Source organism: Nostoc sp. 106C (assembly GCF_002154725.1).
Lineage (GTDB): Bacteria > Cyanobacteriota > Cyanobacteriia > Cyanobacteriales > Nostocaceae > Aulosira.
In genome coordinates this window covers 42,063-58,232 of record NZ_MTAW01000125.1, presented here as the reverse complement: position 1 = coordinate 58,232, position 16,170 = coordinate 42,063, and the positions used below count along the sequence as shown (strand labels likewise).

The 16,170-nt window shown below is 39.9% G+C and carries 12 protein-coding genes and 1 pseudogene; 4 read left to right on the top strand and 9 right to left on the bottom strand.

The window, feature by feature from the left end; genetic code table 11:
* Positions 1-573: 573 nt before the first annotated feature.
* The 6 genes and pseudogenes from BV375_RS18795 to BV375_RS18775 form a co-directional block, all read right to left on the bottom strand.
* Positions 574-1,308 (bottom strand): HpsJ family protein, encoded by a 735-nt coding sequence (locus tag BV375_RS18795; protein WP_208099147.1) that lies wholly within the window; start codon positions 1,306-1,308, stop codon positions 574-576.
* A 39-nt stretch (positions 1,309-1,347) separates the two neighbouring features.
* On the bottom strand, positions 1,348-2,010 hold the full coding sequence (locus BV375_RS18790) for a cyanoexosortase A system-associated protein (protein ID WP_086763076.1): 663 nt from the start codon (positions 2,008-2,010) through the stop codon (positions 1,348-1,350).
* Positions 2,011-2,012: 2 nt separating this feature from the next.
* Positions 2,013-2,870, bottom strand: coding sequence for a cyanoexosortase A (gene crtA, locus BV375_RS18785; RefSeq protein WP_086763074.1), 858 nt, complete (start codon positions 2,868-2,870; stop codon positions 2,013-2,015).
* 476 nt (positions 2,871-3,346) lie between these two features.
* On the bottom strand, positions 3,347-4,120 hold the full coding sequence (locus tag BV375_RS18780) for a PEP-CTERM sorting domain-containing protein (protein WP_086763072.1): 774 nt from the start codon (positions 4,118-4,120) through the stop codon (positions 3,347-3,349).
* 181 nt (positions 4,121-4,301) lie between these two features.
* Positions 4,302-4,406 (bottom strand): annotated as a pseudogene (locus tag BV375_RS38200) (DUF6335 family protein); the annotation flags it as partial.
* A gap of 383 nt (positions 4,407-4,789) precedes the next feature.
* A complete protein-coding gene (locus BV375_RS18775) occupies positions 4,790-6,418 on the bottom strand; it encodes a phospholipase D-like domain-containing protein (RefSeq protein WP_086763070.1) in 1,629 nt (542 codons plus the stop codon).
* A gap of 218 nt (positions 6,419-6,636) precedes the next feature.
* On the opposite strand from BV375_RS18775, the gene BV375_RS18770 reads away from it, so the two are divergent.
* Together BV375_RS18770 and BV375_RS18765 are read left to right on the top strand one after the other, a co-directional pair.
* Positions 6,637-7,806 (top strand): cysteine desulfurase family protein, encoded by a 1,170-nt coding sequence (locus BV375_RS18770; RefSeq protein WP_086763068.1) that lies wholly within the window; start codon positions 6,637-6,639, stop codon positions 7,804-7,806.
* 378 nt (positions 7,807-8,184) lie between these two features.
* On the top strand, positions 8,185-8,919 hold the full coding sequence (locus BV375_RS18765; protein WP_086763084.1) for a DUF1995 family protein: 735 nt from the start codon (positions 8,185-8,187) through the stop codon (positions 8,917-8,919).
* A 172-nt stretch (positions 8,920-9,091) separates the two neighbouring features.
* Here BV375_RS18765 and BV375_RS18760 read toward each other — a convergent pair whose 3' ends face one another.
* On the bottom strand, positions 9,092-12,100 hold the full coding sequence (locus tag BV375_RS18760) for a zinc-dependent metalloprotease (RefSeq protein ID WP_086763066.1): 3,009 nt from the start codon (positions 12,098-12,100) through the stop codon (positions 9,092-9,094).
* 504 nt (positions 12,101-12,604) lie between these two features.
* Between BV375_RS18760 and BV375_RS18755 the strand changes: the two genes are divergently transcribed.
* A complete protein-coding gene (locus tag BV375_RS18755) occupies positions 12,605-14,356 on the top strand; it encodes a pentapeptide repeat-containing protein (protein ID WP_086763064.1) in 1,752 nt (583 codons plus the stop codon).
* A gap of 216 nt (positions 14,357-14,572) precedes the next feature.
* On the opposite strand, the gene BV375_RS18750 is transcribed toward BV375_RS18755, so the two are convergent.
* Entirely contained in the window at positions 14,573-15,166 is a 594-nt protein-coding gene (locus BV375_RS18750) for an HD domain-containing protein (RefSeq protein ID WP_086763062.1), read from the bottom strand.
* A 439-nt stretch (positions 15,167-15,605) separates the two neighbouring features.
* Between BV375_RS18750 and BV375_RS36975 the strand changes: the two genes are divergently transcribed.
* The gene (locus BV375_RS36975; protein WP_086763060.1) at positions 15,606-15,812 is read left to right on the top strand and encodes a hypothetical protein; all 207 of its coding nucleotides are present in this window, start codon (positions 15,606-15,608) and stop codon (positions 15,810-15,812) included.
* A 144-nt stretch (positions 15,813-15,956) separates the two neighbouring features.
* Here BV375_RS36975 and BV375_RS38745 read toward each other — a convergent pair whose 3' ends face one another.
* Positions 15,957-16,091, bottom strand: a complete 135-nt coding sequence (locus BV375_RS38745; protein ID WP_279432936.1) for a hypothetical protein — start codon at positions 16,089-16,091, stop codon at positions 15,957-15,959.
* Positions 16,092-16,170 lie beyond the last annotated feature (79 nt).

The window sequence follows — 16,170 nt, the reverse complement described above, 5'->3', positions numbered from 1 at the left end:
GGATTTTATTCTTGACGCTTTATTTGTATCAGGCTTTTCGTGAATTGGTATTAGCTGGAGTAAGGATTACACAGGACAAGCAGGATAATTGGCAGATTGAAAAACAGAGGATAGAGGTTACACTCTCATCGACGCTATTTTTTGTCTGCGACATCAACAGATAGTTGCTCCTCTCAAGCCAGCATCAGCAATTTATTATTGTGAATTAGCCCCACTGAAGTCAGTCTTGAGGAGAACTACACCGCTGAAGTCGGCATAACTGAGGTCTGATCCACATAAGCCAGCTTCTCTGAGATTGGTAAAAAAATTATCCCGCTAGATTCTCGAACTCGAGTTTGCTCTACAGAGATTGGCTTGAGCTAGGTCTGATTGACAGACAAAAGCTAGACTAACTTTAGCATAGCTCAAATCTGTACCATTTAAACCAGTTTTTCTTAGATCTGTGCGCTAATTGGCGGTATGCGCAAGTATTAACTACCCCAAAATCCATAAAAAAGCAAAACCTACTTACGCAGGCTTTGCTTTTTTCTAGTCACTCTAGAAGAGTGGAATGCACTGTATTGTAGATAAATCTTATGAGTATCCCTCACCCCCTCTAGCCCAGACAGTTCCTTTCCAAATAGCAATAAACAAAAATCCAGAAATTAAAGCTCCTAAATTCCATTTCACAGAACTCTTAAGCAACTTCAGATTTACAAAAGACTTTTTGGCTTCTGCTTGTGTCTTTATTTGTTGTTTAGCTTGATTAATTCCTAAGAGGATTTGTTTTTTTACATCTTGAGGATTTTTACCATCTAAAGAGCGGCCTTGGCGCTTGAGAATATTATCTAATTCTGCGGGTGTAGCTTGGGTTAGCTGCTTTTCAACCTGATTAGTCTGAAATACTTGTTGGCTATATTCTTTGTTAAATTGCTCAAGATTGCTATTATACAGACGTATGCTATCACTAACACCTAAAGGAATAAGTAATATATACAATAATCCCACTAACAAAGTTAATCTAGATAATAAACCTAAGATAGGCAATTCCCACCGTAAACGATTTTCTAACTTGCCAGATAATACTAGCACTAATGCAACTAAGGGTATAGCTACTCGTTCTACTAGCGCTCCCATTGTTTGAAATTCCCAAACAGGGTTCATAATTTGTAATGGAAAAAATATATCAATTAAGTCGAAAAATACTAATATTAACAGACTGTAGCCAACCAAACGACAAATGTTAATTATTCCTATTAAGGAATTTACTGATTTGTTCAGTTTTGATACTTCTACATCAATTAGTTTATATATGGTTGATTCTGTCATAATTTTACAGATAATTCCAAGATGTATTTGTACTTAAAGTTAAGATTTAGGAAATCGTGGCTGCCACCACTTATACCAAGAAAACCAAATATTTTCTAGAACTTGGTAGGCAGCTTCAGGTGAAGAATTTTGAACAGGAATTGACATATGTACCCAAAGACAACGCTTATCTAAAAGTGGCTCCTCACCTTTTAATAAAAGCAATAAACGTTCAAAGCGCACGTCGTTCATATATCTGTTATTTCTAAACTGTGCATGAGTGAAGGTACTACCACCTCGTGGATTAATACAAGCACTAAGGTAAGCTCGCTGCTGATCTATTCCTAGACCGTAATAGCCAATTCCTTCTTTTTGACGCAAAGTAGCAGAAGATTTGATGGAAGTATATTGCTCGACAAGGAAATTAACATCTGTATTGTATAAATTCTGTAAATAGCGCATTTCGATATCTACAGGCAAATTATTTTCTATATATCGATAATGCTTTTGGGCAACAAGTTCTGGATGTTCCCCGTCAAGTGTTTTTAAAGGTGCACTTAAACTGAGTTGCCATTGTGGTAAAGGTACTGCTTCTGGAAAAATAAAGGCGTTAATTTTTGGTTTATCTAGGCTGGGAAGTAAAATAACTTTTCCTGTAACTAACAATCCTGTAACAAAAGTTAAAGCTAATAAGGAAATACGGGTTTGATTCCAGAATTTCACTTTTAAGACTCCATAGAATTTTGACTTTTTTGTTGATTCCAACTTAGTAAAACCCAGCAGAAACAGCCAAAAAGTAGTGCACTAATCATTCCAAAGATAAGGGAACCATCTCCAAGATGCCAATATTCAAATGCTTGCTTATCGCCTTGTGCTACTAGGATGGCCATAAGTGCAACTCGTACTCCATTAACAACAAATCCAAAGATTGCAGCTACCATTGATACAAGAAGTTTTTGCTTCCAGTTTATATTAAAAACTAAGATAAAAAGTAATGCTAAACTCAACAAATTAAGGATAACGCTCATCCCGGCACATGCAGGATATACTTTTATACTCCCAGTTGGCAATATAACATTAACTCCAGAACGAGCCACTTTAAACCCTGTATACCAAAGAATAGAAGTAGAGAATTTAGCTGTGAGGAGCGATATATCGCTAGCACTTATAGATAATAATCTGTGTGTACTAAGTCCAAACAATGCTAGCAATTCTGCCTGATATTGTTTTAAGCCATTAAAGCCAGAAGCTAACAGTGCAAGTCCGAAGCCAGAAATCAAAGGATACAACGGGAATAAAAAACCAAAATTTATCTGAATTGTATTACTTAGAAAGACTAAAGCAATGAGTAAGAAACCTAAAAAGCTAGAAATAGCGCCACTTTCTAGATTTAAGCTATGGTATTTCTCTTTGATTAAAAAACATATAAATGCTAAAAATAGAAAATTTATCAATAAAATCTCCGTACTGCTAGTTCTTGAAACTAGACTTAAGTTAATGGTTATTAAACTTACTGCTAATCCTAATAACCAGAAATGAACATTTCTTATTAGAAAAAAAAATTTATATTGATAGGCTTTCATATTAAACGATAAGGCAGGTGTTAAATCATAAATTGAGTGAATAAATACTCCTTAATTCGTAATCTCCTTACTAATTCAAAATTAATCACTTTTTAAGTTTGTTTAAATGGTAAGAGTTCACAGATATGATATTACAGCGTGACATAAATAACTATACAGTTGAAAAGCTTCTTCTCCAAAATAAAATTTTGTAGTTTCCATATAAATGCATAGATAGGTTTTTATAGCTTATTGTTGGCTATTTAAATAGTTAAACTCAAAAAAGTCTATACGTAATAATACGTAAATTGACTATTCTTTATTAAGGATCTCAAAAATAAAGATTATCGATAGACCTTTTACAACGATGATTTCTCTAATATAGTTCAGCACAACATTTCATTTTGGCTAATTTCGATAAATTTAAATATATAAAAATTAATCCATAGATATATCTATGGATTAATCTTACTAAGCTAAGTATTAACTGAGAAAATTTACAGCTTTGATGTATTAAATTTTAATTGTGATTTAAATTTATAAATTAGCTTGGAGAAAAAACCAATTCCTACTAATAGTCCTAACAGATCACTAGGTTCAGGAACAGCAGAAATTTGTATATCATCAAAGCCAAATGCAGTGTTTCTGGTATTTCCGTCAGCAGCCTCAGCTAACTGAAATATCAGGTTGTATGGTGTGTTAGCCGTTAAAAGGCTATTATCTACTACAAAACTTTGAGATGACAAACCATTGGGAGCCAGAGTGGTTATTAGATTGCCAACCGCAATAGTATCCCCATTAACAGAGTCGAAAAAAAGTACTTGCACATTGTCATTTCCAGGGTTTCCTGAAGTTCCACTAAATGCATAGCTAAAAGAGACCTGAATATTATTGCCAGCTAAGTCGGCACTAGTGAAAGCGAATGAATTATTAGACTGAGCGCTAGAAGATCCTTGGGCAAAGGCCGTGCTGTTTGCCAAACCACTGTCAAGCGCCCCCAGTAGTCCATAGTTGGAAGTGAAAAAATTGTTAAAACCAGCATTTCCAGTAGCCTTATTGATGTTACCATTAGCAGTTCCAACTCCAGATCTAGTTGTTGCATCTGCATTAAAGGTAAAGTCCGTTCCCCCATCTAAGTTAAATGTAAGTGCCTGAGCAGCATTCCCAAATAGAACTACGGACGATACAGCATTGAAAAGCAACAAAAGTTTGAGGTTTCTAAGACAATTACTCTCTCTTTTGATTTGAGAAACAGTATATTTTGATATCATGATAACTCAATATTTACACGGAATTCTACACAAAGATGGCATAGAATTAGTGAAACCGCCACCATCTGGCTATAAGAATTTTAAATAATCACCGTAAAATTACCTCTAATGAAAGCACCCCACCGCCGCTATATCAAAACGTGAGGTGGGGTGTATAGATATTAGTTGTACTAAATAATACTTAATCTTGCTCAGGCTCAGATTTTCGGTCTTGATAATCTTCAGAAGACATCGGATCTAACTCCCAACGGCGATCATCACGCTCTTCTAAAATATCATTGGTGCGGAATATTTACTTTAGAAACCATTTATAAAATAAATATTAAGTCAGGTGTGTTACCGCTATGCAAGGATTTGGGAGTTTGAGAGAGTGATTATTTAGCCGTAACGCACCATCTTTCTCGGTGCGTTAAGCGTTGCTATAACGCACCCTACGATTTAAGCTTTACTAAAATATCGTTGTTGCGGAATATTTACTTTATAAATAGGCTCTTATACAAAATTTTATCTGAGTTGTGATAATAATTTAATTTGGAAATAGACCATAGGTAGTAACTATTAAAATCTACATATAGTAGGCAGTGCTTACTATACAGTACTTAAATTTTTTATAAATGATTCAGGTTTTCTATCTGGTTTAATAGCTATTGATTTTTGACATATCATCTGCTACAAAATCACATTATCTTGCAATTTATTTATCATCTTATGACTAATTCCTGGGACTCTTTCTAAGTCTTGTAAAGATATAAATTTTTGCTGCTGACGGGTAATAATAATTCGCTGTGCTAACTTTTTACCTACACCTGGTAGAGTTACTAATTCTTCCAACGTAGCAGTATTAATATTTATCTTTTTAAATACTTGGTTAGGAATTGAGGTAGGAGTTTTTATTTGCGGACATTGTTTAGCTTCAGCAGCAATTTTTTGTTGAATTGCAGTCGGTAAACCAAGTTTGACATTAGTGTAAAGGCGGGCAAACTCACGTATATAATGGGCTGCAACTGTAGGACTTTCAATTACTATTAGGGTTTCGTCATTACCATTATTGGCTGCTTCAGACCAATTGTGCGAACCAGTAATTACTGTTTTTCCATCAATAACAGCAAATTTGTGGTGTAATAAATCACCTTTTGGTAAGGTGGGTACGCCAACGCTAGTAATAGGGTTATGCCAAGGACGGTTATCTACTTCATATTTACATTTATCAGCAAGAGCAAACCCCATCATATCCAAAGCTTCGCTATAAGAACGATAGGCAAATTCTGGTTCAATTAAAGCGCGAATATTTACGCCTTTTTGATGTTGATTGTCTAGGATATTGGCAAGTAACTGATCGGAAAATACAAACAATGCCATATCAACAGAGTTAGTAGCTGATTCTAAAGTATTGGCAATTAAACCATTAGTACTTTGACTCCAAGGTTGAGTTGGGGAAGTAGGAGAAAACTGTACGGTAATTTTAGTTTTACCTAAAGAGATAGTTTTTGGTAACCGCGCTGGTTTTTTCAAACCAAATAAACTATCTGGCTTTCCTCCTGGCCCATCACCCCACATAATATTAAATTCTTCTGTAAATAAAGATGCTAATTCTGGGCTATCAATTTGTAAGAAGTTATTGGCATTGCCTAAACTACTGGGATTACTAAAATCTCCAAAGGTATCACTCAATGTAAAATTCGCAGAAGTTACAATCACAATACGATGATCTACAATCACAAATTTGTGATGCATTAAACTACTACCTGCTGAACCATCGGCTCGATCATCTATCCAAGGAACTTTGGCATTCTGTACAATCGCTAAAGCATCTCTTTGATTAATTTCTTCAGAACTAAGTTTATTATCTTGGTTAAGGTCTACAAATTTACGAAATTCGTTATAGCGTTCGTGTTCTCTTTTTTCTAACTTATTTACTTCATCAGATGTTAAGTTACTCCAAGGACGGCTATAGTTATTTTCTAAAATTAATCTGACTTTTACCCCAGCGTTTTTTCTGTCTGCTAGTGCTTGGGCAACCTGAGGTAAACGTAATTCTTGAACAGCTACATCTACTGTAGACTTAGCTTGAGAAATCGCATTGACAATCTGTTGTTCTAAATTATTGCCCAGACGAGTTTGCTGACGGTAAGGTTCTCTAAATTCTGAGGACTCAGAATGGTTAAAGTAAACTTGAATAAATGGGTCTTGTGGTAAAGGTGCTGGACGTTTATTGTAAGACTGGACTTTTTGGCAAGCAGCAATGGTAAATATCAGAAAAAATATAAAATAATACTTGAGGCTGGGAAAAGGTTGCACAGTAATCTGCTAAAAATGGGTAAAACGTGAACATATTCATTATTCCCAAAAACAAGTATGTCCAAATAAATAGAAAAATAGCTTTACAAGTTGGGCAAAAAATACACCTATAGATGCAGAATTATCGAGAGATGTTCAGGATTAAGTAACTAACTGTATATGCTGAAACTATAGGCAATCTGCTGCAAGCGTGAGTCTTCACTCCTTTATTTGGTGATATGCAAATATATCTAGATTACAGTGCTACAACTCCCACTCGCCCAGAAGCGATCGCAGCTATGCAAAAAGTTCTCGCTCAACAGTGGGGCAATCCTTCGAGTTTACATGAGTGGGGACAACGAGCAGCGACGATTTTAGAACAAGCCAGAATCCAAGTAGCTGGATTAATTAACGCTTCTGCTGCGGAATCTATCATCTTTACCTCTGGTGGGACTGAGGCAGATAATCTAGCGATTATGGGCGTTGCCCGGTTGTACAATGTTCCCCAACACATCATTATTTCTAGCATTGAGCATTCGGCAATTACTGAAACTGCACGGTTGTTGGAAATGTGGGGTTGGGAAGTAACTCGTCTAGCGGTAGATATGAAAGGCAGAGTCAACCCCTTAGATTTACAAGCCGCATTACGTCATAATACAGTCTTGGTATCTGTAATTTACGGTCAAAGTGAAGTAGGCACAGTCCAAGCGATCGCAGATCTGGGAAATATTGCCCGCAAGCATGGGGCATTGTTCCATACAGATGCTGTGCAAGCTGTAGGACGCTTGCCAATTGACGTGCAAACACTGGCCGTAGATTTACTTAGCCTATCTAGTCATAAAATATATGGGCCGCAAGGTGCAGGGGCGTTGTATGTGCGTCCTGGTGTAGAGTTAGTACCCTTATTTGGTGGTGGTGGACAAGAAATGGGGCTACGTTCTGGTACTCAAGCCACACCTGTAATTGCTGGTTTTGGTGTAGCCGCCGAACTAGCAGCCCAAGAAATGCCCATAGAAACACCCCGCTTAATTCAATTACGCGATCGTTTATTTGCTCAATTAGCTGATATTCCTGGTTTAATTTCTACAGGCGATCGCGATCGCCGCTTACCGCACCATCTAAGTTTTTGTTTAGAATCTGCCGATGGAGAAAAACTTAGCGGTAAAACTTTAGTCAGACAATTAAATCTGGCAGGGATTGGGATTAGTGCTGGCGCTGCTTGTCACAGTGGGAAACTTAGCCCTAGTCCAATATTGTTGGCAATGGGTTATTCGGAAAAAGCCGCCTTGGGCGGTATTCGCATGACATTGGGGCGGGAGACTACTGAAGCTGATGTAGATTGGACGGCGATGGTGTTAAAGCAGGTTTTGCAAAGGCTGACGCCAGATTTATCTTTGGTTGGAAAATGACTAATTAACTGCGGATAAATGGTGATGAAAGCTTGTGATGCAAGTGCAAATCGTTAGTTGTCTTTCCCATGCGAAGAAAAAGCGATCTATAGAACTTACGCAAAAAAATTCTCAAACTCTGATTCCTCCGTGTCACGGACACTTTGCGCAAGTGTCCTCCAAGACTGCGACCCCGTCACCACTTCGTGTCTACGTTTTTCTATGACCCGTGCGTAAGTCCCGATCTAAAAATGCCATGCCTAAAGTTACTTTCTCAGATACAGTACTGGGCTATACGAATTGTTGGGTTAGTAGCAAATTGTCTTGGCACCCTTTTCCATACACTTGGAGAGCTAATCCTGAAACAATAAAAGTAGACACCAAAGTATAATGCAAACTATGACTGAACTTCCCAAGAGTCTTGAAGAAGCGATCGCCCAATCTCGCACAGCTACCCAAGCTGCTTTAGCAGATGGCCATACTCGCTTACAAGTTGAGTTTTTGTTCCCAGAACTCAAATTTATGCTAGTGGCGGAAGATTTTCTCCCTGCGTTTGCCGAATACGATTCCCGTCTGAAGGTTTTCTTTGCTGATGCTGGTGCTGCGGCCCTAGCCCGCCGCGAATGGGCAGATGCAAAATTTAAAATTGAGGATATCGGCACAGGTAGGGCTACTGCTATAGAATCAAAAGTTCAGCCAGAAGACGAAATTTTTCTATTTGTTGCACCTAGTTCCGTTGAAGTCACGCAGATGGAAAAACTCTGTCAAGAAATTGGCGATCGCCCTGTAGTTATCTTAAATCCTCGTTTAGAAGATTATGGGGTTGTAGGGCTTGGCTATGCAGCTAGACAAGTTCGCGAACGTTTTATTGGTAGCATCGAATCTTGCTACTATCTACGTCCCGTTGACGATCAAACTGCTGTGTTTCGTTGCTACCCAGGACAATGGGAAATCTGGGTGGAAACAAACGACGAGTATCAAAAAATTGCCGATTTACCGAAAAAACCATCCGGTGATGAATTAGATCTCATTTTGATCAAAGGACAAACCCAAACAACAACCGACGCTACACCAGCGAAAAAGCCTGGTGTATTTAAGAGTTTGCAACGGTTTTTAAAGGCATTGAGTAGTTAAAAAAAAGCAGGCAAGGCAGAGGTAGCAAATGGCTGTCGAGATCCCCGACTTCTGGAAGAAGTCGGGGATCTAAATCCAATTCTCAGCCTGTTTGGGCATTTTAGATATATTTTGCTAGGAACTAGAGAAGGTCGGGACATGGAGAATAATGCTCCCCATGTCCCATACCCAGCTAATTACTTCTTAACGGCGCATTTAAGATTTTTTCAATGCGATCGCGTGTTTCGAGAATGTGTGCTTTTGTATACTCATCGTCAGAATTAACTCCCGCAAGTTTTTCATTTAACTGCCGTATTTTATACCAAGCTAAGGTGCGTGCATCTTCTGGTACGTATTCTTTGCGTAAGACTATATCGCTTAAGATATTCACATATTCCCGCTGTAAGCCTCTTCTCAGGCTGGAAATCTTTAGGGCTTTACTTTGAGGTTTCAGCACTTCTGTCCAAATGCCATTTTGTAATGTATCAAATAGCTCTGGCATACTCAGGGATTTTCCTTGAGGACTCTTGAGTTCGATGTCCTTGAGGCGGGAAAGGCGATCGCCTGAAAGTAAGTCCACCAAAACTGCACTTTGTAAGGTCAAAACTAAGTCATGAATTGGGTAATCTAAGCGCCCAACTAAAGGATAGCTACCCCAATGATACCAACGGGAAGGTGCTAATTTATTCAACAAATCTGGCGAGAAGTTAAAAGCATCTTCTGCAAATACATACTTTTGCAAAGTCTCTAATGCCTGCCGTTGTTGTTCCACTGGTACTGGTTCAAATGGTAATCGCCGTTGGCGAACACCAGACTTGCTAGATGGGGTTTCACTAGCATGAATTCGATAAAAAGATTGCCCACCAATATATTTTGTAGTGTAGAAAATATTTTGAAAATAGTTACCCAGTACAGAGCCAAAGCGATCGCTCAAATCGCTATAACTCTCACCCGCAACTGGGTAACGTCTGGTGAGCCGATCCCACATCAGGCGAGAATTATCTAGCTGCCATTGAGAATAGCGCAGTACATTACCGCTATTGTCCCAAGCATTAGATGTTGGGTCGAGGTCATACCTATCTTCATCTGTAGAGTAGCTCAACTCTGGTTTATCAGATTGCCCAGCAATTTCATCCAAAATCGGCTTTTCGGCTATGGGAGTTGTGGCCTGAGTTGGTATGTAGCCGTACTGAATTGCCCAATCATCATAAGGCCCTACCATACTAGGAAAATAATCTCCCTGCTGTGTACCTTGGGGTGCAATATTTGGGGGAATGTAATCCATCACCGAGGCAGTTAGACCTCTATTAGTGGTAATTTGCTTATTGTTCAGCTCCTCTGGTGGTAATAAGTTACTGCCACGGAAGTTGTGGCGTAACCCTAAGGTATGGCCTACTTCGTGGGCAATAATTAAGCGTAAGTATTGATTAATATACTCTTTCAATTGGTCTTGGGTGGATGTGTTGTCTTGTAAAAGTGTCATAGCCATTGCACCCAAAGCAAACTGGTTAGCGGCTTCCATGCCATAGCATAAATCGGACTCACCAGCAAGTCGAGCTAGACGGCTCAACATCGGCTTTTGCTTTTGCTGTTCTTGATTATCTTGAGATTTTCCTCCTAACTTATTGACGCAAAGCATATTATTTTGCATCAACGCCGTTAAGGAAGTTCGGTTTGGTGTCTGGTTGGGTTGTACTATTTGACGATACTCATTCTTCAGTACACGTACAAAGCTGCCATCTACTATGATATCTGCATCCAAAATTTCCCCAGTCAAAGGGTTAACGCGGGATGGTCCCCTAGCAAAAAATCCATCTATGGTGTTAATCCAGCGAATTGTGTTGTAGCGAATATCTGCTGGGTCCCATGTGGCATTATCTGGCATTTGGCGAGCTTCGATGGCATCTTTAAATCCTGCCTTGAGAAAGGCTTTATTCCACATTAATATCCCTTCTTTAATGGCATCGCGGTACTCATAAGGCACAGCGTTATCAATCCAAAAAACAATCGGTTTTTTGGGTCGAGATATTGGGGCTTTGGGGTCTTCTTTTTCCAAATTCCAGCGATTGATATAGCGCACAAATGGGTCGCCACGATCATCTTTTGATAAGTCTTGGTAGGCAGTGATAAAATAGCCAACGCGGTCGTCAGCCAAGCGCGGTAGGTATTTGTTGTTTGGTAATTGGGAAAGACTGTAGTGAACGCGCAGAGTAAAGCCACGGCTATCAGGTAACGACTCGAAGTTTAGCTCCTCCTTATCGTGACCGCTACTGCCAGCACCAGAAAAATTTAAAATCGACTCAACTTCTAAGTTCTCTGGAAAGACTTTAGCATTACCAAAATAAGATTGGTCTGTACTTCCAGGGATACCCAAACTCAAAGATAAGCCAGCTAAGTCTGTGAGTAAAAGATCGCCTAAGTCGATGAGCAGAGTTTTGCGTTCGGGATGAATGCTTTTAATGGGAATAGTGTAGAGTACAGAGTCACTAAAAGAACGGACAAGCGATCGCGCCTGGGGATCTCCTTCACGGGTACGAAAATTGACATTACGGATAGAAAATTGTAGGTTGTTATCCACCCGTTTAAAATAAAACAAAAAATCTTGCAGAGGCATACCGCTGTAAATGCCTTGTTCGCCAATGCCAGATTCTAAGGTTGATGTAGCTAGATAATTTTTATTCAGCTGATCTGGCTGAATTTCTAAATAAATTTTATTCTTCTCTTTTTGGCGATAAAGGGTGAACAACCCCTGCTGCTTTTGTGTGTCTTTGACGACTTCGTCAAACGGTTCTAAATCATCCTTTTTAGTTGGTTTACTGGTTGAATTAGGCTTTTCACTCGGCTTTTCTGGGGTTTTTCCCGCTTGCAAAAATGGTTGTCGTCCTGCTTGTTTGGGATCTTGAACTATCCACTTAAAACCTTGGTGCTGTGGCTGTTGGTTTTGATTAATTACCCAAACTTGCTTGGAAGTTTTTGCCAAAGAATCACTACCGACTTTCTTTAAGGGTTCGAGTGTTAGCTGGCGGCTATCAGACTGCTCTGTCACTCCTGCTTTCACCGTACTAACAGCAACTCTATCTACTTTTTGTTCGGTAGGTAGCTCAGTATTGAGTCTGTTTGCAGGTGGTGACTTGGCACTAGCGGTTGTTACTCCCAAAAACAAACCATGCAACAAAATTACATAAAAGGTTAATCTATTCATCCAATCTATCCCCGACAACAATCACTAGTTAATTTTTTATTATTTGCAAAGTCAAGCAGCTTTGCTGTCATCTAACTGAGCTAACTTAAAAATACTATTAGCTGGCTGATATGCAGCAGTAAACTTTTCGATTAAGTTATCATTACTATTTTTCAATCCGATCGCACAGTTTTACTGTAGGATTTTTGCTAACAATTGTATCTGTAGCAAACAGTACGTATTATTTTTACCTCAAACTAGTAAACTTGCTGGGAAGAAAGTATAACAATTTAGGCTAAATCAATGAGATTACTGGAAAATGCACAACTTCTCAAGCTACCAATTTCGATTTCTACGGAGAAAAATTGTCAGGCTGCTATAAGTTAACTCCCACTGAGACATGCTCAGACTTTAATAGTTCTAAATTATACAGGCACATCTTTGAGATGAGAAGCATCTGAATCGATAAAAACCTTCAGAGCATCTCTAATAAATCAGTAATTAAATAGTAATACAAGATACAAAATGTCATATTTGTCGCAAATTTGGCAACGTTTAAGCAATTACGTAAAGGGTACAAAGTTACCAGATGCACAGAAAATGTCTCTGGAAATCAAAACTGTTTCCTCGAGGGGAAAAACTACTCAAGATTTAGATAAAAACTTTAAATTTTTTCAAGATAATTTACAAGACTCTTCATTACCCCAACAGCTACAAAAAAAATTAGAGGAATGGGGAAAACCAGGTAATAGCTTGCCAGATATTACAGAACAGATGCTAAACTCGCAACCGCAAGCAGCCGCAAAGTATCGCCAATTTTACGAAGAAGTTTACGATGTACTGGGTCATGCAGCCTTGACACCGGACATAGTTGAACAAGTAATGAACTCACTGATTACTGGGAAAAAATTTCATGCACTGCTTCTGTTCCAACGTCTAGAGGAATTTTATCGCCGCTGGTGTCAGAGTGAATTTCTTGATGCTGCACCTGGTGAGAACTTGCCTCAGAAAAAAATGTTAAGCATGTTAGCACAAAATATAACCATCGGACTGAGACAAGTAGATATATACACAGGGCTGAATGTACTAATTTTACTTTTGGAGTTACACCGCTACGCTCAAGGGCGAGCTGAACTTAAACAGTTAATCACCTTTTATCCATCAAGCCAACCGGATACAGAAAGTTTTTTCACATCTCAACTACTGCGGATCATGAATTATAGCGATGCCATTGAAATTGGTAATTTTAGTAGCATCGTTGGAGAATTCTTGAAAGGTGGCAACTTTCGAGGTGCTTACTTAGGTAACGCCAACTTAGCAGGTGCAAACTTTAGCGGAGCCAATCTCAATGGTGCTTACCTAGGAGATGCCAACCTTACAGGAGCCAACTTTAGTCATGCGGATCTTAGCGGTGCAAACTTTGGAGATGCCAACCTCAGTGGTGCAAACTTCAAAAATGCCAACCTCAGCCGCGCCGACCTCAGCAGTGCTAACCTCTGCGGTGCTAACCTCAACCGCGCCGATCTCAGTCGTGCTAACTTCAGCAGTGCCGACCTCAGCAGCACCAATCTCAAAAATGCCAATCTCAGCAGTGCCGATCTCAGCAACACTAATCTCAAAGATGCTAACCTCAACGGTGCTGACCTCAGCCATGCTATTGTTTTCGGTGCCAACCTCAGTGAAGCCAAACTCAGTGGTATTAACCTCAGCCATGCCGACCTCTGCCGTGCTGACCTCAGTGGTGCCGATCTGAGTCGTGCTATTCTTAACGGCACCAACCTTAGCGACACAATTCTCTTCAGTACTAACCTGAGCGACGCTATTCTTGTCGCTGCCGACCTCAGCTATGCCAAACTCAACGGTGCCAAGCTCAACTATGCCAAACTCAACGGTGCTATGTTTTTAGGAGCTGACCTCAGTGGTGTAGATCTCACTGGCGTGGTTCTCAACGATGCCGACCTCAGTGGAGTCATGCTCAGTGAAGCTGACCTCAGCGGTGCCGACCTCAGCGATACCATGCTTTTTGGCACCGACCTCAGCTATGCCAACCTCAACAAAGCCAACCTCAGTGGTAGTAACCTGAGTGGTGCGCTGCTCAATGGTGCAGATCTCAGCCACACCAACCTCAGCTATGCCATTTTGAGCAATGCCGATGTTACAGAAGCCAACCTAGAACAAATGACTTGGGGTGAAAAGCAGCAATGGGAAACTGTTAGAGGATTAGAGAAAGCTGTAAATGTGCCAGAAGGATTGAAACAGCAGTTAGGACTGAGCTAATAGACACGGAGATGGAGAGACTGAAAAACGCGGAGATCAGGAAAAATAAACTTTTTCGTGCCTTTTTATCACCGTGTCACCTTGATGAACAAATGGCTATACTTCGAGAACGCCTCCGCCTCAAATCAAACGTGCGTTTGGGTTCGTTCTCTTCTTGGCTTCCAACACATGTGTCCTCTGCGTCTTCTCTGCGAGACGCTGCGCGAAGGCGGTTCGTCAAGATTCCTCTTTTGTCTGCTCACCCCAAGGTTGACGAGCAAAGATCCGGTGAACCATCGGCTCAAAGAAAGTCAACGGCAACGTATCATAGTCTGGATCGAAGGATTCTTGATCCCAGTTGTGGCAGAACTCAGCCGTACGCTCAAAGTAAGGATGACCGCGAAACTGCTCCCGTGCATGGCGATCGCCTCCCAGGTGATGCCAAAAGTAATATCCTTGGAAAATCCCATGATGTTCAATCATCCAATGAGTACTGGGACTTACATAAGGTTTGAGGATAGCGGCTGCCAATTCGGCATGATTTACGGGTGCTAGTAAATCCCCAATATCATGCAGTAACGCTGCTACGACAACCTCTTCTTCTGCTCCATCACGAAAAGCTCGCGTTGCTGTTTGTAGGGAATGTTGATAGCGATCGATGAGATTTCCAGGGTAACTTTCTTGCAAGCCGACTAAAAGTGTTAAGGCGCGATCGCCAACCTGATTCAATAATGGCTGAGAGTGCTCCCGTAACAGCAGGTAGTCTTCTCGTGTGCCATCTGCCATGCGGGTATAGCTTGCAACTCGTCTTTTTGTAGGTGAGTCTGACATCAGATTACTCCTTATGTAAACCTCAAAATTCTTCTATTCTCTTTGCAACTGAGCTAAGTGATCGCTTGCCTTTCATACCCTACAGACAAACTCCATCACAGTCAAAAATAACTAGTTCGGTTCGCACTCTTATTTTTACTTAGCTACACAATATCTCTCAAAATACCGTATTAAAAATTAAGACTTTCGCATAGATAGCACTTTCATAGCAAGGGCTGTATTTGTGAAATGTCAGATAAGCCTAAACCCTAGCCCCTAAGCCACAATTCCCAGCCTCTTCAATAGGTTGATCCTGAGATCAACGTAAGTTTCTCATAAGTTTCACGGACAAAATTTTACCAGTATTGTCTATAAAAATTGGATTAAAAACTTGAATTTATGAGTGCGATCGCAAACCATAAGAGTAGTATTTTGCATAAATTGTGGAGGATTGTAGCAAATGGCGAGTGTAACCATTCCAGACATTCATCCTACGGAAAAGCTAAATTTTCTTGATGAGCTAACGCCTAGAGAAATGAGTAATGTAATTGGAGGGATACAGGTTAAACTCAACTGGACTGAGAGGGATATAAAATTACTCCAATTGATACAAGCTCTTCAAGACCCAAACAGAGATCCAGGGAGGGGTAAAATGCTTGTGGGATAAACGATAGAGCTTAAGTTTACACCAATGATGTGTGAACCCGCCCCTACAAGTCTATATCTCATCAATACGGTTCAGTTAAAAAATAAGATGAAAGAATCTGGTTTGTAGTCAGCACTTTAGTGTTGAAATTGCGGACTAAAGTTCTTATACCATTTCACAAAAAATATGATGTGGATGTAGGTTGGGTTGAGGAACGAAACCCAACACTTCAAAGTCTTGTAATTGTTGGGTTTCACTCAGTTCAAACGCCACTTCACTCAAGTCGGGAAACCCGCCCACGTGAGTGGCTCCCCAACCTACGCATCTGTCTCATTTTTTCCTGGAATTGGTATTACTACGAACTTTTTCCTCTTTTACA

What these genes read in the sequence shown, in the direction of transcription:
- BV375_RS18795 (WP_208099147.1), bottom strand. Translation starts at nt 1,308, where the DNA reads ATGACAGAATCAACCATATATAAACTAATTGATGTAGAAGTATCAAAA.
- BV375_RS18765 (WP_086763084.1), top strand. Translation starts at nt 8,185, where the DNA reads ATGACTGAACTTCCCAAGAGTCTTGAAGAAGCGATCGCCCAATCTCGC.
- BV375_RS36975 (WP_086763060.1), top strand. Translation starts at nt 15,606, where the DNA reads ATGGCGAGTGTAACCATTCCAGACATTCATCCTACGGAAAAGCTAAAT.
- BV375_RS18760 (WP_086763066.1), bottom strand. Translation starts at nt 12,100, where the DNA reads ATGAATAGATTAACCTTTTATGTAATTTTGTTGCATGGTTTGTTTTTG.
- BV375_RS18780 (WP_086763072.1), bottom strand. Translation starts at nt 4,120, where the DNA reads ATGATATCAAAATATACTGTTTCTCAAATCAAAAGAGAGAGTAATTGT.
- crtA (WP_086763074.1), bottom strand. Translation starts at nt 2,870, where the DNA reads ATGAAAGCCTATCAATATAAATTTTTTTTTCTAATAAGAAATGTTCAT.
- BV375_RS18755 (WP_086763064.1), top strand. Translation starts at nt 12,605, where the DNA reads ATGTCATATTTGTCGCAAATTTGGCAACGTTTAAGCAATTACGTAAAG.
- BV375_RS18750 (WP_086763062.1), bottom strand. Translation starts at nt 15,166, where the DNA reads ATGTCAGACTCACCTACAAAAAGACGAGTTGCAAGCTATACCCGCATG.
- BV375_RS18770 (WP_086763068.1), top strand. Translation starts at nt 6,637, where the DNA reads ATGCAAATATATCTAGATTACAGTGCTACAACTCCCACTCGCCCAGAA.